Below are 18,012 nucleotides of genomic sequence, written 5' to 3'. Positions count from 1 at the left end.
CCGCCTTCGCGGACCTCAGCCGCTGGCCAGGATGCCCTCGACGACCGTCTGCACGTTGAGCGCCTCGCCGACGCTGGCGAGATCGTGGGGGGCGCCACGGGTCATGGCGGCCAGTTTCTCCACCTGCCGTTTCAGGATCAGCGGCCGCGCCTCGGCGTGACCGGGCGCGTCCGGGTCGCCCGCCCAGCGGCCATCCGGCATCAGCCGTTCGGCCAGGGACCAGTCGCGGATGCGCACCGAGCCGTTCGAGCCGTGCAGAACCCAGAGATTGTGGTCGGCGTGGTCGATCACGCCGACGTCGCCGGTGAGCCGGAGCGGCAGGCCGCCGGCGGTCAGTTCAGCCTCGACGGCCGTTTCCGCCCCGTCGCCGCGGGGGAAGACCGCGCGGGCCGATTGCAGCTCCAGCGGGCCGGCGAAGCGGCGGGCGAGGAACAGGAAGTGGGAGATGACTTCCCGCGTGAAGCCGCCCTCCTGACGTTTCGCAAGCCAGCCGGCGGCGTCCATCTGCCAGTCGCGCGGCCATTGCGCGAAGCGGGCATAGATCTCCAGCCGCTCGGGCCGACCGACGACGCCCTGCTCGATCCAGGCGCGCACTGAGTCCACCGACGGCGCGGAGGCGAGGATGAAGTTCACCGCCGCCGGGCGTTCGGCCTTTCCGGCCATGTCGCGGAAATCCCGAGATTCCTCGAGCGAGACGCCGAGCGGCTTCTCGGTGAAGACGGCGCGGCGGGCTGCCAGCGCCGCGCGGGCGTGCTCCAGATGGGCCGCCGGCGGCGAGGCGATGTAGACGGTCTCGGCCCGGTCGATGACATCGTCGGCGTCATCGACGAAGGGCAGGTCCGGCAGGCCGGCCCCGAGCCGCGCCCGCGCCGCCGGGTCGGGATCCCAGAGCGCGGTGAGCCGGATCAGCGCCGGATCGTGCGCGAGCGTCGCGCGGACAATCCGTTCCCCCATGATGCCGCAGCCGATGATGCCGAGCCTGACCGGTCCGTTCGCCATGCCGAATCCTCCTCCTTGCCGCCACCAGCATAGCGGCCCGCTGCCTTCCGTTCAGGGGCGCATGAGAATGGAGCCCGCGACCCGGACGGATCCGTCTTCGGCGACGTCCAGCACGAGCAGTTCGCCCGAGGCGACGCCGCGTCCGGTGAGCGCCGAGATATTGACCTGATGGGTCACCAGCATCAGCCGCTCTCCGCCGTCATGGGCGTGGAGGAGATCGCGGACCTCGGCGGTCCGGGCCGAGCGCGTCGACCGGTCCCGGAAGAAGGAATTGAGCGCCGGAAAATCCTCGGGCTCGCCCAGACCCAGCAGGCGCGCCGTGTCCCGGCATCGGCACCACTGGCTGGTCAGCACACGGGCGAATTCGATGCCGCGGTCCCGGACCGCGGCGCCGATCGCGCGCGCCTGGTCACGGCCTTCGGCGTCCAGATTTCGCTGGGTGGCGCAGTCGCCGATCTCGAAATCCGCCGGGTCGCCATATCCCGGCGCGATGGTGTGGCGCATGATGGCGATGGCGCCGGGCTTCGCCAGCGCGGCCCAGGCGGCTTCGTCGGCACGCAGCTGCCCGCCGGCGGCGCCCGCCACCGCGAACAGTGCAAGGGCGAGAAGGAGTCGGGTGAACATGATATCTCTCCTGCTGGTTTTCCGTCTGCGGCCTGATATTTCAGGGGTGCTGTGGGCCGGGGACGCTGCTATCTGTCCCCCGGTACGATTGACGGGAGGAAATGGATGAACGCCAAGACGCCACGGGATCTTCTGGCCGAGAACGTGCGCTGGGCGGAAGACCGCATCGCCAGCGATCCGGAGTACTTCCAGCGGCTTTCGTCGCTGCAGTCGCCGGACTTCCTCTGGATCGGCTGCTCCGACAGCCGCGTCCCGGCCAATGTGATCACCGGGCTGGAGCCCGGCGAGGTGTTCGTCCACCGCAATGTCGCCAACATCGTCTACGCCGCCGATCTCAACTGCATGTCCGTGGTCAAATTCGCCGTCGATGGGCTGAAGGTGAAGCACATCATCGTCTGCGGCCACTACGGCTGCGGCGGGGTTCGTGCGGTGCTGGAGAATTCTCAGGAGGGCCTGGTGGACCACTGGCTGGCGCCGGTCCACAATCTCTACCGCCGCTACCGGCGGGAACTGGCGACGCTGGAGACGCTGGACGCGCAGATCGACCGGGTCTGCGAACTCAACGTCGTCGCCCAGGTCGACGCACTGTGCCATTCGCCCATCGTGGTCGAGGCGTGGGAGCGCGGCCAGGAACTGGCCGTGCATGGCTGGATCTACCGCCTGTCGGACGGCCGGCTGCGCGATCTGAAATGCGGCCGGTCCGCTCTGCCGGTGGATCCGGCGGACGACGACTGACGAAGGACGGCCTACGGCCGTCCGTTTGCCGAGAAGACCATGGGGAGGGTCGGAACATGCAACAGGCCAGGGACTTCCGCGACGAAAGCGATCAGCTTCATGCGCTGATCGAACCCTTGAGTGACGAGCGGATGGCGACGGTGACGGCCTTCAAGGGCTGGACCATCAACAACGTCATCGCGCATCTGCACACCTGGAACCACGGGGCGGACCTGTCACTCAGCGATCCGGAGAAGTTCCGAGAGTTCTTCGAACGGCTGGTGGCGCACCGCGACGCCGGCGGCCTGGTGATCGACTTCGAGAAGGCGTTCTGCGAGGGCGCGGAGGGCCGGGATCTGGTCCGCATGTGGCACGACTACTACGGCCCGATGAGCGAACGCTTCGCCCAGGCCGATCCTTCGGCCCGCGTGCCCTGGGCGGGCCCGTCGATGAGCGTGCGTTCGTCCATCTCCGCCCGGCTGATGGAGACCTGGGCGCACGGTCAGGAGGTCTTCGACGTGCTCGGTGTGGTGCGGAAGAACGCCGACCGGATCCGCAACATCGTGATCCTGGGCGTGAATACCTATGGCTGGACCTTCCACGTCCGTGGTGAGACGCCGCCCGAGCCCATGCCGCATCTCCGGCTCACCGCGCCGTCCGGCCAGATCTGGGAATATGGCGATCCGGGGTCGGCGGAACTGATCGAAGGCCTGGCCGAGGAGTTCTGCCAGGTCGTCACCCAGGTGCGGAACATCGCCGACACCTCGCTGAAGGTGACGGGACCGAACGCCACCGAGTGGATGGCCAAGGCCCAGTGCTTCGCCGGCGCGCCGAACGACCCGCCCGCGCCGGGCACCCGGAAGACGCGGACCGGGGCCGCGTGAGGGGACGCCCAACCGAGCGACGGCGTCCCGGGGCTTGACCCCAGGACCCATTCCTCCGGTGCGCTGGGCCCTTGGATCAAGCCTGCCCGGGACCTTGATCCGGGATCCAAGGGCCCAGCGTTGGATGGTTCGATCAAACACTCGAACGATCCGGCGGCATGGCGGAAGAGGAACCTTCTACCCTTCCAGCCGCGCGGTGGCGTTGCCGGTGATGACCGTCTGACCCTTCTGGTTGGTGGTCTCGATCGTGACGTCGGCCACCGTTTCGCCGTTCTCCTCGCGGATGTCTGCGACGGTCGCCTTGGCCTTCAGCGAGTCGCCCGGCCAGACCTGATTGGTGAAGCGAACGCCGTACTTCTTCACGTTGGTGACGCCGAACATATCGGTGACGATGCGTCCGGTCATGCCCATGGTCAGCATGCCGTGCGCGAAGACGCCCGGATAGCCCGCCGCCTCGCGCGTGTAGACGTCATCGGTGTGCAGCGGGTTGTAGTCGCCCGACGCGCCCGAATACATCACCAGCTGGGTGCGCTTGAGATCGTCGACCAGCTCCATTTCGCGCGTATCGCCGACCTTGATGTCGCTCTTCTTCACTGCCATCGAACTGTCTCCCTCAACCCTGTGCGACCGGGCGCTCGGTCTTCACGCCGACGCTGCGGGCGCGGACGACCAGTTCGCCGTTCTGGTCGCGATATTCCGTGATCCGCTCGGAGAACATCAGCTTGCCGGCGCGCTTGCTCTCCTTCTCCCAGGTGTCGCCGTCATGCACGGTCACCGTCAGCACGTCGCCGGGACGCAACGGGCGCATGTACTCGAAGTGCTGTTCTGCATGCAGTCCGCCCGAGGAGGATGGCTTGCCCTCGATGCCGCTCGGGTTCCTGCCGGAGCCGAACCATGGTTTGCCCGGCTGCAGACGCAGGTAATAGTCGGGGTCGAACTGCGCCACCGACTGCGGGAAGGTCAGCGGCGCGACGATGCCCCCGGCCTCCGTCTTCTTCGCCGCCTCGGCGTCGACGTGTTCCGGCGAATAGTCCCCGATCGAGCGCGCGAACATCAGGATGTGCGTCGCCTCGACGGGGAAGGTGATCTTCTTATCGTCTGACAAGGTTCTCTCCTCCCATCTGAACCAGCCGTAATTGACGCCAAAAACGCGGTGCTTGTCACCCCCTCCGGCGCGCGGCGCGCATCTGCCGCGCCTGGTCTGCACATCCCTTGACCAGATGGCTGCCCGTCAAGTGATACGCCTGCCCATTCTCTGGCCCGTTCGATGAAACACTTGACTCCCCGGGCGTTTCCCACGGACGATTTTTCTGCAGCGCGAGAAAAGCGAAGGGCCGGTGGCCCGGACATTCTGGCGCCACACAGACGGATTGGCTTGGGAGGGGACCTTGGGCTGGCTGGTCGGAATCATCCTGGCGATCGTCGTCCTGATCGTCGCGATCCTCTTCCTGAACCGCTTCTACAAGAAGGGCAGCCGCGACGTCGCGCTGATCCGGACCGGCTTCGGCGGTCAGCGGATCGTGATGGAGCGGGGCTGCATTGCCCTGCCGATCGTCCACCGCGTCTCCGAAGTCAACATGAAGACGACGCGGCTGGAGATCGAGCGCAAGGGCGAGCGGTCGATCATCACCAAGGACCGTCTGCGCGTCGATGCGGCGGCCGAATTCTATGTGCGGGTGAACCCGTCCGAGGAGGGGGTGACGACGGCCGCGCAGGCCCTGGCGGGCAAGTCCTTCCGCGCCGCCGACCTGGCCGAGACGCTGGAAGGCAAGCTGGTCGACGCCATGCTGTCGGTGGCGGCGCGCTACACCATGGACGAACTGCAGGACCGGCGCGGCGAGTACGTGCGCGAGGTCTCCGAGGCCCTGTCGCCGACGCTGGCGCTGAACGGTCTGCTGCTGGAGAACGTGGCCCTGACCCGACTAGACCAGACGCCCTTCGCCTCGCTGGACGAGAACAACGCCTTCAACGCCATCGGCATGCGCCGCCTTTCGGAGATCATCGCGACCTCCCGGAAAGAGCGGGCGCAGATCGATGCGGAAGCCGATGTCGCCGTTCGACAGAGCCAGCTGGAGGCGACGAAGCGGCGCTATGTGATCGAGCAGGAATCCGAACTGGCCCATCAGGCGCAGCAGCAGGAGATCGAGAGCCGGCGCGCGGCAAGCCAGGCCGAAATCGCCGAGCAGCAGGCACTGGCCGAGCGCCGCCGCGAAGCCGCCCGCATCGAGCGCGACCGGGAGGTGAAATCCGCCGAAATCAAGCGCGATCAGGACGTCCGCCGCATGGAGGTCGAGGCGGAGATGAGCACCCGGACCGCGCGCCACGAGCGCGAGGTCGCGCTGGCCGCGAAGCGGATCGACGAGGCCAGGGCGCATGCCGCCGCGCTGCTGGAGGAGGCCAAGCGGGTGGAGGCCGATGCCGGCGTCGAGACCGCCCGCGTGATCGCGGAAGCCGAACGGCAGAGACGTCTGGCGACGATCCGCGCCCAGGAGGAAGCCGAGGTCGACGACACCCGGGTCAAGAGCGAGACCGAAACCATCCTCGCCATGGCCAGGGCGAAGGGCGAAGCGACCGATATCGAAGCGACGTCGAACAGGATCGCCATGCTGGCCGAAGCGGAGGGCCGCAAGGCGCTGGTCAACGCGGAGAATGACCAGAGTGAGAACCTGATGCGCCTGAAGCTCGACTTGGCGCGGATCGAGGCGTTGCCGGAGGTCGTGTCTCGCATGACCAAGCCGGCGGAAAAGATCGATTCCATCCGCATCAACCACATTTCCGGCTTCAACGGCGCCGGCGGCGGCAAGGGCGACGGGACGGGCGGCGGCGAGGGCGCGGCGATCAACCAGGTGGTCGACAGCGTGCTGTCCATGGCGCTGCAACTGCCCGCCATCCGCAAGCTCGGCGAGGACATCGGCATGAATGTGGGCGACGGCCTGAGAGGGCTTTCGGCCACCATCGGCGGCGACGAGCGGCCGGCGCCGGGCCGTCCGGCCGACGACGAATGACCCATCTGCCCGGGCGAACCGGGCGTACCGGGCCCGTTGCGGGTCCAAGGACAGGGAGCAGCAACATGAAGGCGACGCGCAGAACCTTTCTCAAGGGCACCGCCGCGACCGCGGCGGCGCTGGCGGCCCCGGCGATCATCGGACGGGCGCAGGCGGCCGATCCGATCAAGCTGGTCAGCATCCTGGATCAGTCCGGCGGTCTCGACATCTATGGCCGGCCCATGGTCAGCGCCAGCGAGATGGCCGTGGCCGAGATCAACGAGGCCGGCGGCCTGCTCGGGCGGCCGGTCGAACTGACGATGTACGACCCGCAGTCGACCATCCAGCTCTACACCCAGTACGCCACCCAGGCGGCGGCCTCCGACCGCGCCGACGTCGTCCACGCGGGCATCACCTCGGCTTCCCGCGAGGCCATCCGGCCGACGCTGAACCGTTTCAACGTGCTCTACTTCTACAACGTCCAGTACGAGGGCGGAGTCTGCGACAAGAACACCTTCTGCACCGGCTCCACGCCGGCGCACACGGTCGAGAAGCTGGTGCCCCACGTGATGAACAAGTGGGGCAAGAAGGTCTATATCGTGGCCGCCGACTACAACTACGGCCAGATCATCGCCGACTGGGTGCAGAAGTACGTGGCCGAGCAGGGCGGCGAGACGGTTGCCACCGAGTTCTTCCCGCTGGACGTCACCAACTTCGGACCCACCATCCAGAAAATCCAGGCCGCCAAGCCCGACATGGTCTGGTCGGCGCTGGTCGGCGGCGCGCACATATCCTTCTACCGCCAGTACGCCGCCGCCGGCATGAAGGGTAGCATTCCCGTCGCCTCGACGACCTTCGGTCTGGGCAACGAACACCAGTCGATCTCGGCGGAAGAAGGCAACGGCATGCTGACCTCCTACACCTATTACGAGGAGATCGACACGCCGCGGAACCAGGCCTTCGTCAAGCGTTTCAAGGATCAGTACGGCGGCGCCGACGCGCCTTATCTGAACGAACTGGCCGTGCGCTCCTACGAGGGCATCCACCTCTGGGCGGAGGGCGTGAAGGCGGCCGGCACGCTGGACCGCATGGCGGTGATCGAGGCGCTGGAAGGCAATGTCACCTATGACGGGCCGTCCGGCGTGATTTCCATCGAGCCGACCTCCCACCATGCGACGCTCAACGCCTACATCGCCGAGGTGCAGGATCAGAAGTTCAACGTGCTGGAGAAGTTCCCGGAGCAGAAGCCGACCGACACCATGCAGGTCTGCAATCTGATCGAGAACCCGAACCAGTCCGCCTTCCTGTTCGAGAACGGCCTGGAGGCGGCGGGCATCAAGTAGTCCGCGATCCGGCGGCCGGGCGCCCTGGCGGGGTCCGGCCGCTTCCACCGCCACTCGCGCCGCCTCGAACAAGGAACGCCGAAACTTGGACCTCTACGCCGCTCTGGCCCTGCAGATCGTCTATGGCGTCGCCAACCTCGTGCTGATCTCGCTGGGGCTGGCGATCATCTTCGGCATGATGCGGGTCATCAACCTGGCCCATGGCGAGTTCCTCATGCTGGGCGGCTACACGGTGGTCATCTCCACCAATGCCGGCGTCAACATCTGGATCGCCATGCTGATCCTGGCGCCGCTGGTGGTGGGGATCATCGGGCTCGTCGTGGAGCGGCTCATGATCCGCTTCCTCTATGGACGCATGGTCGACACCCTGCTGGCGACATGGGGTCTGTCGCTGGTGCTGATCGGCCTGATCACCACGATCTTCGGGGCCCAGACGGCGACCACGATCTCGCCGCCGATCGGCGCGGTCCGGATCGGCGGTTTCACCTCCTCGGGCTACGAGATTTTCCTTATCGCGGTGACGGCCCTGCTCTCGATCGCCGTCTATGCCGTGCTCCGCTACACCAAGCTCGGGCTGCTGGCCCGCGGCACCATGCAGGGAGCGGAGATCGCCTCGGCGCTGGGCGTCTCGACGGGACGGATCTACGCCGTCACCTTCGGCCTGGGCGCCGCCGTGTCGGGCCTGGCCGGCGGTCTGCTGGCGCCGGTCACGGGCGTGCTGCCGACCATCGGAGCCACCTACATCGCCAAGGCCTTCATCACGGTGATCTCCGGCGGCGCGGCGATCCTGTCCGGCACGCTTTCGGCCTCGGCCCTGCTGGGCAGCGTCAACTCGGTTCTGAGCTACGTCACCGGCCCGACCATCGGCGAGGTGGGACTGCTGGTGGTCGCCATCGTTCTGCTCAGGCTCATGCCCCAGGGCATCACCTCCAAGTTCTTCCGGAAAAGCCTGTGAGCCGCGCCCGGGAGAACCGCTGGCTGACCATCACCGGCATCGTTGCGGTGATCTTCCTGCTGGGCGCGCCGCAGGTGCTGGAACTGTTCACCATCATCAACCTGACGACCGCCCTGGCGCTGGCCTTGCTGGCGCTCAGTCTCGGGCTGATCTGGGGCTTCGGCGGCATCCTGTGCTTCGGCCAGACGACCTTCTTCGGCGTCGGCGCCTACGCCTATGTCGTCGCCGCGATAAATTTCGGCGGCACCAGCTGGGCCGTCGTCGTCGCCATTCTGGCCGCCGCCGCCTTCGCTGCGGTGCTGGGTTATTTCGTGTTCTACGGCCGGGTCTCCGACGTCTATCTGGCGGTGATCACGCTGACGGTCACGCTGATCTTCTACAACCTGATGCGGCGGACCTCGGGACCGGAATACAAGATCGGCGACGCCCTGCTGGGCGGCTTCAACGGCATCAACGCGCCGCCGCTAAACGTGCCGGGATATGCGGACTGGTTCCTGTTCCCGGAGGACGTCTTCTACGTCGCCATGGCGACCCTGATCGTCGCCTATTTCGGCTGCGTCTGGCTGACCCGGACCCATTTCGGCCGGGTCGCGGTGGCCATCCGCGAGAACGAACTGCGCGCCGAACTGATCGGCTACGACATCCGCCTGAACAAGCTGGGCCTGTTCACCATCGGCGGCGGACTGGCCGGCGCGGCTGGCGTGCTGTTCGCCAATGGCGTGGGCCGCGTGACGCCGGACGTCTTCAACCTCTACAACGCCGCGCTGACCATCATCTGGGTGATCGTCGGCGGCCGCGGCACGCTGATCGGACCCATCCTCGGCGCGCTCGCGCTGTTCTATCTGACCAGCGGCCTGGGCCAGCAGAGCACGATCAACAACAACCTGATCCTGGGCGTCATTCTGGTCGTCTTCGTCCTGCTGGTCCCGCGGGGCATCGTACCCAGCGTGATCGAGCTCTGGGACGCGCGTACAGGCCGCCGTCGCGAGTTCTCGCGCCGTGGACGGCGCAGACCGCGCAGCCGCAAGCGCTCCGGCGCCTCGACGGAGGTCCATCATGAGGGATAGGGGTGAGATCGTCGTCGAGACGCGCGGGCTGTCGGTGCACTTCGGCGGCGTCGTCGCCGTCGACCAGGTCGATTTCTCCCTGAGGGAGCGCGAACTTCGCTGCCTGATCGGGCCGAACGGCGCCGGCAAGAGCACCTTCTTCAAGTGCCTCACGGGCCAGCTCAAGCCAACCCGTGGCGACGTGGTGATCCGCGACCTCAACGTGAACCGCGCCCACAGCCACGAGATCGCCGGCCTGGGCGTCGGCATAAAGACGCAGGTGCCGAACGTCTTCGAGGGGTTGACGGTGCGCGAGAACATCTGGCTGTCGGCACGCCGCTGGCACGACAGCCGCCGCGCCCGCGCTCTGGTGGAGGAGACGATCGAGCGCATCCGTCTGGGCGACATCCGCAACGAACCGGTCAACGAGCTTTCGCACGGGAAGCGCCAGTGGGTGGAACTCGGCATGGTCGTCGCTGCCGAACCCTGGCTGGTGCTGCTGGACGAGCCGGCGGCGGGCATGACCCACGAGGAAGTGGAACTGACCGCCGAACTGATCCGGGAGATCAACGAGACGGCCACCCTGATCGTCGTTGAACACGACATGCAGTTCATCCGCATGATCGCGGAGAAGGTGACGGTCTTTCACCGCGGCGCGATCCTGATCGAGGACACCATGGACAGGGTCTCGGCCGATCCGACCGTCCGCGAGGTCTATCTGGGGCACAGGAAGCAATGAGCGGCGAGGCGATCCTGCAGGCGAGGGGACTTCGCGCCGGCTATGGCCGGGTGCCGGTGCTGCACGGCATCGACCTCGACCTGGGCGAGGGCGAGATCGTCGGCGTGCTCGGGCACAACGGCATGGGTAAGACGACCCTGCTGAAGACGCTCTGCGGCATCATCCGGCCCACCGGCGGGCGCATCGATTTCGACGGCATGGACATCACCCGCGAGCCCGCGCACGAGCGTAACCGCATGGGCATCGGTTACGTGCCCCAGGGCCGCGGCATCTTTCCCATGCTGTCGGTGACCGACAACCTGCGCATGGGCATCGCCGCCCATGAGGCCGACGAGCACGAGGCCGTGCAGCGCATGGTGGCCGAGTTTCCGCGGCTGGAGCCGATGCTGGACCGCCGCGGCGGCGCGCTTTCCGGCGGCGAGCAGCAGATCCTCGCCCTGGCCCGTTGCCTGATCAGCGATCCCGTGGTCATCCTGCTCGACGAGCCGACCGAGGGCATCCAGCCGTCCATCGTCGACGATATCGGCGCCCTGCTGCAGAAGCTGCGCCGCGAGCGCGGCATCTCCATCATCCTGGTGGAGCAGAACCTGGAATTCATCACCGAGCTCTCCGACCGGATCCTGCTGCTGCAGAAGGGCGTGGTGACCGGAGAGGTTTCGGCCGCTGCCAACGACCCCGAACTGATCGAAGAGTTCACCGGCTTCGGCGCCGGCCGTCAGCCCCGCGCCGCCACATCGACCGGCAAACGGCCGGCGACGACACCCGGACCGTCGGCGAGGGCCACGCGCCAGGCCGCCGACATGACACCGCACCAGCCAGCGCGTCCGACGCCCGTACAGGAGGCGATCTACATGACCGTGAAGCGACCCACCCTCTCCCAGATGCGCGCCATCGTGGAGGACTTCGGCATGCACATGCCGGACGAACGTATCCGCGAGTTCATGGATCTGATGGAAGGCAACATGCAGGCCTATGATCTGATCGATTCCCTGCCCGACTACCTGCCGCCTGTCGACTATCCGCGGACCGCCGGCTATCGCCCCGGGCCGGACGAGAATCCGATGAACGCCTGGTACGTGAAAACGGAGATCAAGGGCGCGCCGCGCGGGCCGCTGGCCGGCAGGACTGTCGCATTGAAGGACAATGTCTGCCTGGCCGGGGTGCCGATGATGAACGGCGCCTCGACGCTGAAGGGCTACGTCCCCGACGTCGACGCGACCGTGGTGACGCGCCTGCTCGACGCAGGCGCGACCATCGTGGGCAAGGCGCATTGCGAGTATTTCTGCCTTTCGGGCGGCAGCCACACCAACGCCACCGGGCCCGTGCACAACCCCCACAAGCGCGGCTTCTCGGCGGGGGGATCCTCGTCCGGCTCCGGCGCGCTGGTCGGCGCGGGGGAGGTCGACATGGCGATCGGCGGCGACCAGGGAGGCTCCATCCGCATGCCGGCCAGCTTCTGCGGCTGCTACGGCATGAAGCCGACGCACGGGCTGGTGCCCTATTCGGGGGTCATGCCGATCGAGAACACGATTGACCATACCGGTCCGATGACCCAGAGCGTCCACGACAACGCCCTGATGCTGGAAGTCATCGCCGGCGCGGACGGTCTCGATCCGCGCCAGTACGCACCGAAGACGGACAACTACACGGCAGCCGTGAACCGCGGCGTCGGCGGCCTGCGCATCGGCATGGTCAAGGAGGGCTTCGGCCGCGAGGAATCCGAGCGCGACGTCGACGACGCCAACCGCGCGGCGGCCGAGCGTTTCCGCGAGATGGGGGCGACGGTCGACGAGGTCTCGATCCCGATGCACAACATGGGTACGGCGATCTGGACGCCCATCGCGCTGGAGGGCCTGACCAACCAGATGATGAAGGGCAACGGCATGGGCACGGGCTGGGAAGGCCTCTATGTCACCAGCCTGCTCGACTTCCACTCCAACTGGCGCTCGCGCGCCGACGAACTCTCCGACAGCCTGAAGATATCCATGATGGTCGGCGAGTACTTCCAGCGCCACTACCGGGGTCACTTCTACGCCAAGGCGCAGAACCTGGCGCGCAAGCTGCGCGAGGCCTACGACCAGATGCTCGGGGCCTACGATCTGCTGCTGATGCCGACCACGCCGATGAAGGCGCAGCCGATCCCGGCGCCCGACGCGCCGCTGTCCGAGTATCTGCAGCGCGCCTTCGAGATGCTGAACAACACCGCGCCCTTCGACACCACCGGCCATCCGGCCATGGCCGTACCCTGCGGCATGGGCGACGGGCTGCCGATCTCCCTGATGCTGGTCGGCAAGCACTACGCCGAAAGCACCATCTACCAGGCCGCCGGCGCCTTCGAGAGGGCGGGCGACTGGCGCAAGATGTAGCGCGATGACCGCGCCTCTTGGCGGCCGATCCCATGTGAAGGGGGCGAGCGTCCCGCCTCTGCGGCGGGAGACCGTGCCGGGACTGCTGGCGCGCGCCGTCCGCAAGTGGCCGGACCGGCCGGCGGCTGTCTTCGCCGCCGAGGGCGTGCGCTGGACCTGGAGCGAGTTCGCCGCCCGGGTCGACCGCTGCGCCGCGGGTCTGCTTTCCCTGGGACTTTACCGCGGCGACCGGGTCGGGATCTGGTCGCCCAACCGCTCCGAATGGCTGCTGGCGCAGTTCGCCACGGCGCGGATCGGGCTGATCCTGGTCAACATCAACCCCGCCTACCGCCGCGCCGAGCTGGAATACGCCCTGAACAAGGTCGGCTGCGCGGCGCTGATCACCGCGGAGCGCTTCAAGAGCTCCGACTACCTCGGCATGCTGAACGATCTGGTGCCGGAGCTGGCGGGCGCCGCGCCGGGCCGGCTGCGCGCCGAGCGGTTGCCGAAGCTGCGTACCGTCATCCATCTGGGGGCGGAGAAGCGGCCGGGCATGTTTGCATGGGCGGAGGTGATGGCGCGGGGCCGGACCGCCTATCGCAGCCGACTGGACGGGCTGTGCGGCCGGCTGAAGGCTGAAGACCCGATCAACATCCAGTTCACCTCCGGCACCACGGGTGCGCCCAAGGGCGCGACGCTGACCCACCGCAACATCGTCAACAACGGCTGTTTCGTCGGCCGGGCGATGAATCTGAGCGAGCAGGACCGGCTTTGCATCCCGGTGCCGCTCTACCATTGCTTCGGCATGGTGCTGGGCAACCTGGCCTGCGTGGCGCATGGCGCCTGCATGGTGTTCCCCGGCGAGGGCTTCGAGGCCGGCCAGACCCTGAAGGCCCTGGAACGCGAGCGCTGCACCGCGGTCCATGGCGTGCCGACCATGTTCCTCGCCATGGTCGAGCATCCGGACTTCGGCCGCTTCGACCTGACCTCGCTGCGTACAGGGATCATGTCCGGCGCGCCCTGTCCGGCCAGCCTGATGAAGCGGGTCATGCGTGACATGCACGCCGGTGAGATCACCATCGCCTATGGCATGACCGAAACCTCGCCGGTCTCCTTCCAGACGGCGATCACCGACCCCCTCCACCGCCGCGTCTCGACGGTCGGACGCGTCCAGCCCCATGCCGAGGTGAAGATCGTCGACGAAGCCGGTGAAACCGTGCCCGTGGGGCAGGAGGGCGAAATCTGCACGCGCGGCTATCTTGTCATGCAGGGCTACTGGGACGATCCCGAGCGGACGGCCGAGGCGATCGACGCCGACGGCTGGATGCACACCGGCGATCTCGGCCGCTTCGACGACGAGGGCTTCTGCAACATCATCGGCCGGGTGAAGGACATGGTCATCCGCGGCGGCGAGAACATCTATCCCGCCGAGATCGAGGAATTCCTGCGCGGCCATCCCGACGTCGCCGACGCGCAGGTCTTCGGCGTGCCCGACGAACGTTTCGGCGAGGAGCTCTGTGCCTGGATCGTGCCGCGGGCCGGCGCGAAGGTCACTGTCGAGAGTGTCCGCGCGTTCTGCGAAGGGCAGATCGCCCATTACAAGATTCCGCGCTACGTGAAGTCGGTGACCGAGTTCCCCATGACGGTGACCGGCAAGGCCCGCAAGATCGAGATGCGCCAGGCGATGATGGCCGAACTGGGACTGAAGGAGGCGGAGACGGCCTGAGGGTGGAGCTGACGGGGAGGACAGGACCCGGGCCTGCCGGCCACGGGTCGTGTCCCGGCGCCGTCGTCAGTCATCAAGCTCGAAGGTGATCAGCAGGTTCACCTTGTAGGCGCTCGCCTTGCCGTTCTCGACCTCGACGTTCTGGTCCTTCACCCAGGCGCCCTTGACGTTCCGCAAGGTCTTGGAGGCGCGGGCGATGCCGTCCTCGATCGCCTTCTCGAAGCTCTGGCTGGAGGTGGAGGAAATCTCGGTGACGCGTGCGACAGACATATTCTACTCCTCTGTCTTGCTGATTGGACGCATCGTCGGCCCATTGGTGGGCCGGCGGCCGTCACCCGCTCACCTGCGCAGCGCGGGCGGTCGTTTCAAGCGGTCGTTCACAGAGGATTCCTGCCGACCGGGCTTGCGCACCGGCGGCCCGGGCGTCTTGATTCAGGTCAGGGCGTGCGGCAAGGGGGCAAGCCATGACCAATCCCTTCTCCAGGGTCCGCTATCAGGATCACATGCTGCTGGGCCGGCTGCTGAACGGCAACCGCCGCGGCGAGGGCAACAACTACATCGTCCTCCGCGACTATTCTGTCCGCTACTGGCGCAAGACCGACGACCAGGCGGGTCCCGGCACAGTGGTCACCGTGCCGGCGGGCATGCTGACCGACCTCGCCAGCGTGCCGCCGATCGCCCGCAGTTTCCTGTCGGTGACGGGGCGCCACACCGAAGCCTCGATCATCCACGACTACTGCTATCTCTACCAGAAGGGCGATCCTGAGCCGCATTGCGGCCTCGACCGCGACGAGGCCGACTACCTGTTCCTGCAGTTGATGCGGGAGGCCAATGTCAGCCCGCCGGACCGCGACAAGGCTTTCCTCGCCGTGCGGGCCGCGGGCAAGGGGGTCTATGAGGACCGCAACGACATCCGCAATGTCCGCGAGAGCCATCCCCGGCCCGAACTGGAGGAGGAGCGGCTGCGCATGTTCGAGCAGTGGGGTCCGCTGCTGGACCAGATCGCGGGCACCGACTGGGCGGAGCGGAAGGGCGCGCTGCCGGGCCAGGCGCCCCATTCCGAGGTCATCGACGACGTACCCGTCTTCGAACCCGAGATTCCCTGACAGGGACGTCCGGCCGGATACTCAGCCCTTGCCGCTGGTCGGGATCTCGTTAAAGGCGACGTCCTTGTCGACGCGGATGTCGCCGGGCAGGCCGAGCACCCGTTCGCCGATGATGTTGCGCAGGATCTCGTCGGAGCCGCCCTCGATGCGGGTTGCGGGTGAGCGGAGCAGCATGGCCTGGAAGCGGCCCCTGGCCTCGGCGTCGTCGCCCGTCATCACGCCGGCCTGGCCCTGCACGTCCAGGGCGAACATCGCCAGTTCCTGCATCATCGAGCCGGCGACCAGCTTGCCGATGGAGTTCTCGGGGCCCGGCGTCTCGCCCTTGGACAGCGCGCTGATCGCCCGCATGCCGGTGTACTTCAGGCCCGACGCGCGGACCGCGAAGTTCGCCAGCCGCGATCGCACCGCGGGGTCGTCCACCGCCGGCCGGCCGTCGATCTCCGCGTTCATGCAGAAGTCGAACAGTTCCGGAAAGCCCGTGGGCATGCCCGAGCCGATGGAGAGCCGCTCGTTCATCAGCGTCGTCAGCGAAACGCGCCAGCCTTCGCCGACCCGTCCGAGCCGCTGGCTGTCGGGGATGCGCACGTCGGTGAAGAAGACCTCGTTGAAATTGGCGTCGCCGTTCGCCTGCTTGATCGGCCTGACCTCGACGCCCTCCGAGCGCATGTCGAGGAAGAACATGGTCAGGCCCTTGTGCTTGGCCACGTTCGGGTCGGTGCGCGCGATCAGCAGGCCGTACTGGGCGCGGTGCGCGCCGGAGGTCCAGATCTTCTGGCCGTTGACGATCCAGTCGCCATTGTCCTGCTGCTCGGCGCGGGTGCGGATGCCGGCCAGGTCGGAGCCGGCCGCGGGTTCGGAGAAGAGCTGGCACCAGATTTCCTCGCCCGAGGCCAGCGGCGGCAGCATCCGCCGTTTCGTCTCCTCGTCTGCCCATTCCATGACGGTGGGGCCGCACATGCCCTGGCCGATCAGGAAGGGGCTGGAGAGCTTGGCGTAGACGCCTTCCTCCTGACCCCAGATGACGCGCTGGATGGGTGTCGCCGCCGCGCCGCCATACTCCTTCGGCCAGTGCAGGCAAGCCCAGCCGGCATCGTACTTCTTCTTCTGCCATTCGCGCGAGGCGACCAGCGGGTCCATCGAGGTGATGCCGCTGGTGGCGAAGCCGGCCTGCTTCAGTTCGGGCTCCAGGTGCTTCGGCGCATTGGCCGCGATCCAGGCGCGGGCGGTCTTGCGGAACTCGGCCTCTTCCGGGGTATCGTCGAAATCCATCTTCGTTCCTCCCTTCAGGCGGCGGACGCGTTGGCGTTGCGCATCTGCTCGATCAGCCGGTCTTCCCAGGCCGACAGCGGCCCCAGCGCCAGGGCGAGTCCGTTGGCGCGGCGATAGTGCAGATGGCAATCGAAGGCCCAGGTGAAACCCATGCCGCCATGGACCTGGATGTTGTTCTTCGCGCAGTGCTGATAGGCCTGCGTGGCCGAGACCCGCGCCGTGGCCGCGGCGACGGGGGTCTCCGCCGCGCCGGTCGAGATCGCCCAGGCGCCGTAATAGGCGTTGGAGCGCGCCAGCGTCGCCGAGACGTACATGTCCGCCAGCATGTGCTTGATCGCCTGGAAGGAGCCGATCTGCCGCCCGAAGGCCATGCGTTCCCTGGCATATTCCGTTGCGGTCTCCAGCGCCCGGTCGGCGCCGCCGATCTGTTCGAAGGCAAGCAGCACCGCGGCCCGGTCGAGCACGGCCTCGACCGTCCGCGCGCCATCCGCGCCGTCGCCAAGGGGCTCCGACGGGGCGTTCTCGAAGGTGATGCGGGCCTGTTTGCGGGCGGGATCGATGCTGTCCACGGCGTCCACTCTCACACCCTCGGCATTCAGTTCGACGAGACGCAGCGACAGCCCGTCGGCGTTCCGCACGCTGACGATGGCGAAATCGGCGCCGCCCCCATCGGCGACTGGCGCCTTGACTCCGCTGACGCGGCCGTCGGTGGCCGTGGTGGCGATGTTCCGGACAGTGGTGCGTCCCGGCGCTTCGCCATGGGCGAAGCAGCCGATCGCCTCGCCGGCGGCCAGCTTCGGCAGCCAGTGGCGCTTCTGCGCCTCGCTGCCGGCGGTCATGATGAAGTCCGCGGCGAGATAGATCGACGAGGCCACGGGCACGGGCGCCAGGACACGGCCCAGTTCCTCCGCCACCACGCACAGCTCCAGACGGCCCTGGCCTGCGCCGCCGAACTCTTCGGGTATCGCCGCGCCGAGCACACCCAGTTCGGCCAGTCCTGCATAGACCTGGGCGTCGTGAGTCAGGTCGCTCTCCAGCACCGCGCGCACGGCGCTGGACGGACAGCAGTCGGTCAGGAAGCGCCGCACATGGTCGCGCAGCATCTTCTGGTCGTCTGAGAAATCGAGGTTCAACGCGCTCCCCTTTCGCGTGCGGACTGGCGGCCCGGGGGCCGACATTCGAATAGCTTGCCGCGGACCGGGAGGCAATGCGGCAGCGACAAGCGGTAGTGCCGCCGGCCACCGAAAGGTCACCGGCTACCACTTGATGGCGGGCGCA

General features: G+C 67.4%; 17 protein-coding genes. 10 read left to right on the top strand and 7 right to left on the bottom strand.

Annotation, left to right across the window (positions count from 1 at the left end):
* Positions 1-15 precede the first annotated feature (15 nt).
* Positions 16-999, bottom strand: coding sequence for a Gfo/Idh/MocA family protein (locus tag CWC60_RS20595; protein ID WP_109795809.1), 984 nt, complete (start codon positions 997-999; stop codon positions 16-18).
* Between the two features lie 51 nt (positions 1,000-1,050).
* A complete protein-coding gene (locus CWC60_RS20590) occupies positions 1,051-1,623 on the bottom strand; it encodes a histidine phosphatase family protein (protein WP_109795808.1) in 573 nt (190 codons plus the stop codon).
* A gap of 105 nt (positions 1,624-1,728) precedes the next feature.
* Between CWC60_RS20590 and CWC60_RS20585 the strand changes: the two genes are divergently transcribed.
* Complete coding sequence (locus CWC60_RS20585; protein ID WP_109795807.1) at positions 1,729-2,358, top strand: carbonic anhydrase; 630 nt, start codon at positions 1,729-1,731, stop codon at positions 2,356-2,358.
* Positions 2,359-2,414: 56 nt separating this feature from the next.
* A complete protein-coding gene (locus tag CWC60_RS20580; protein WP_109795806.1) occupies positions 2,415-3,221 on the top strand; it encodes a TIGR03084 family metal-binding protein in 807 nt (268 codons plus the stop codon).
* A 177-nt stretch (positions 3,222-3,398) separates the two neighbouring features.
* Here CWC60_RS20580 and CWC60_RS20575 read toward each other — a convergent pair whose 3' ends face one another.
* Together CWC60_RS20575 and CWC60_RS20570 are read right to left on the bottom strand one after the other, a co-directional pair.
* On the bottom strand, positions 3,399-3,821 hold the full coding sequence (locus tag CWC60_RS20575; protein WP_109795805.1) for a MaoC/PaaZ C-terminal domain-containing protein: 423 nt from the start codon (positions 3,819-3,821) through the stop codon (positions 3,399-3,401).
* A gap of 13 nt (positions 3,822-3,834) precedes the next feature.
* Complete coding sequence (locus CWC60_RS20570; protein ID WP_109795804.1) at positions 3,835-4,326, bottom strand: FAS1-like dehydratase domain-containing protein; 492 nt, start codon at positions 4,324-4,326, stop codon at positions 3,835-3,837.
* A gap of 283 nt (positions 4,327-4,609) precedes the next feature.
* Here CWC60_RS20570 and CWC60_RS20565 point away from each other — a divergent pair, with 283 nt between their 5' ends.
* The 7 genes from CWC60_RS20565 (at position 4,610) to CWC60_RS20535 (ending at position 14,359) form a co-directional block, all read left to right on the top strand.
* A complete protein-coding gene (locus tag CWC60_RS20565) occupies positions 4,610-6,226 on the top strand; it encodes a flotillin family protein (RefSeq protein ID WP_109795803.1) in 1,617 nt (538 codons plus the stop codon).
* Between the two features lie 65 nt (positions 6,227-6,291).
* Positions 6,292-7,548 (top strand): urea ABC transporter substrate-binding protein, encoded by a 1,257-nt coding sequence (locus tag CWC60_RS20560; protein ID WP_109795802.1) that lies wholly within the window; start codon positions 6,292-6,294, stop codon positions 7,546-7,548.
* An 85-nt stretch (positions 7,549-7,633) separates the two neighbouring features.
* The gene (locus CWC60_RS20555) at positions 7,634-8,503 is read left to right on the top strand and encodes a branched-chain amino acid ABC transporter permease (protein ID WP_109795801.1); all 870 of its coding nucleotides are present in this window, start codon (positions 7,634-7,636) and stop codon (positions 8,501-8,503) included.
* Positions 8,500-9,570 (top strand): ABC transporter permease subunit, encoded by a 1,071-nt coding sequence (locus CWC60_RS20550; protein WP_109795800.1) that lies wholly within the window; start codon positions 8,500-8,502, stop codon positions 9,568-9,570. Before CWC60_RS20555 ends, CWC60_RS20550 begins: the two co-directional genes overlap by 4 nt.
* Positions 9,560-10,288 carry an ATP-binding cassette domain-containing protein gene (locus tag CWC60_RS20545; protein WP_109795799.1) on the top strand — a complete coding sequence of 243 codons (729 nt, stop codon included), beginning with the start codon at positions 9,560-9,562 and terminating at the stop codon, positions 10,286-10,288. Before CWC60_RS20550 ends, CWC60_RS20545 begins: the two co-directional genes overlap by 11 nt.
* Complete coding sequence (locus CWC60_RS20540) at positions 10,285-12,654, top strand: amidase (RefSeq protein ID WP_109795798.1); 2,370 nt, start codon at positions 10,285-10,287, stop codon at positions 12,652-12,654. The genes CWC60_RS20545 and CWC60_RS20540 overlap by 4 nt, the downstream gene beginning before the upstream one ends.
* Before the next feature lie 4 nt (positions 12,655-12,658).
* Complete coding sequence (locus CWC60_RS20535; RefSeq protein ID WP_109795797.1) at positions 12,659-14,359, top strand: AMP-binding protein; 1,701 nt, start codon at positions 12,659-12,661, stop codon at positions 14,357-14,359.
* A 66-nt stretch (positions 14,360-14,425) separates the two neighbouring features.
* Here CWC60_RS20535 and CWC60_RS20530 read toward each other — a convergent pair whose 3' ends face one another.
* On the bottom strand, positions 14,426-14,629 hold the full coding sequence (locus CWC60_RS20530; protein ID WP_109795796.1) for a dodecin family protein: 204 nt from the start codon (positions 14,627-14,629) through the stop codon (positions 14,426-14,428).
* A 194-nt stretch (positions 14,630-14,823) separates the two neighbouring features.
* Between CWC60_RS20530 and CWC60_RS20525 the strand changes: the two genes are divergently transcribed.
* On the top strand, positions 14,824-15,465 hold the full coding sequence (locus tag CWC60_RS20525) for a DUF1353 domain-containing protein (protein ID WP_109795795.1): 642 nt from the start codon (positions 14,824-14,826) through the stop codon (positions 15,463-15,465).
* A gap of 21 nt (positions 15,466-15,486) precedes the next feature.
* Here CWC60_RS20525 and CWC60_RS20520 read toward each other — a convergent pair whose 3' ends face one another.
* Together CWC60_RS20520 and CWC60_RS20515 are read right to left on the bottom strand one after the other, a co-directional pair.
* Entirely contained in the window at positions 15,487-16,734 is a 1,248-nt protein-coding gene (locus tag CWC60_RS20520; RefSeq protein WP_109795794.1) for an acyl-CoA dehydrogenase, read from the bottom strand.
* A 14-nt stretch (positions 16,735-16,748) separates the two neighbouring features.
* On the bottom strand, positions 16,749-17,867 hold the full coding sequence (locus CWC60_RS20515) for an acyl-CoA dehydrogenase family protein (RefSeq protein WP_109795793.1): 1,119 nt from the start codon (positions 17,865-17,867) through the stop codon (positions 16,749-16,751).
* Positions 17,868-18,012 lie beyond the last annotated feature (145 nt).

The organism is Minwuia thermotolerans (assembly GCF_002924445.1).
GTDB lineage: Bacteria > Pseudomonadota > Alphaproteobacteria > Minwuiales > Minwuiaceae > Minwuia > Minwuia thermotolerans.
Note: the sequence above shows the minus strand (reverse complement) of the source record. Positions and strands in the feature narration are given on the sequence as shown.

Bases quoted from the DNA above. Each gene is read 5' to 3' on its own strand.
- CWC60_RS20595 (WP_109795809.1), bottom strand. From the start codon at position 999: ATGGCGAACGGACCGGTCAGGCTCGGCATCATCGGCTGCGGCATCATG.
- CWC60_RS20590 (WP_109795808.1), bottom strand. From the start codon at position 1,623: ATGTTCACCCGACTCCTTCTCGCCCTTGCACTGTTCGCGGTGGCGGGC.
- CWC60_RS20585 (WP_109795807.1), top strand. From the start codon at position 1,729: ATGAACGCCAAGACGCCACGGGATCTTCTGGCCGAGAACGTGCGCTGG.
- CWC60_RS20580 (WP_109795806.1), top strand. From the start codon at position 2,415: ATGCAACAGGCCAGGGACTTCCGCGACGAAAGCGATCAGCTTCATGCG.
- CWC60_RS20575 (WP_109795805.1), bottom strand. From the start codon at position 3,821: ATGGCAGTGAAGAAGAGCGACATCAAGGTCGGCGATACGCGCGAAATG.
- CWC60_RS20560 (WP_109795802.1), top strand. From the start codon at position 6,292: ATGAAGGCGACGCGCAGAACCTTTCTCAAGGGCACCGCCGCGACCGCG.
- CWC60_RS20545 (WP_109795799.1), top strand. From the start codon at position 9,560: ATGAGGGATAGGGGTGAGATCGTCGTCGAGACGCGCGGGCTGTCGGTG.
- CWC60_RS20540 (WP_109795798.1), top strand. From the start codon at position 10,285: ATGAGCGGCGAGGCGATCCTGCAGGCGAGGGGACTTCGCGCCGGCTAT.
- CWC60_RS20535 (WP_109795797.1), top strand. From the start codon at position 12,659: ATGACCGCGCCTCTTGGCGGCCGATCCCATGTGAAGGGGGCGAGCGTC.
- CWC60_RS20530 (WP_109795796.1), bottom strand. From the start codon at position 14,629: ATGTCTGTCGCACGCGTCACCGAGATTTCCTCCACCTCCAGCCAGAGC.
- CWC60_RS20525 (WP_109795795.1), top strand. From the start codon at position 14,824: ATGACCAATCCCTTCTCCAGGGTCCGCTATCAGGATCACATGCTGCTG.
- CWC60_RS20520 (WP_109795794.1), bottom strand. From the start codon at position 16,734: ATGGATTTCGACGATACCCCGGAAGAGGCCGAGTTCCGCAAGACCGCC.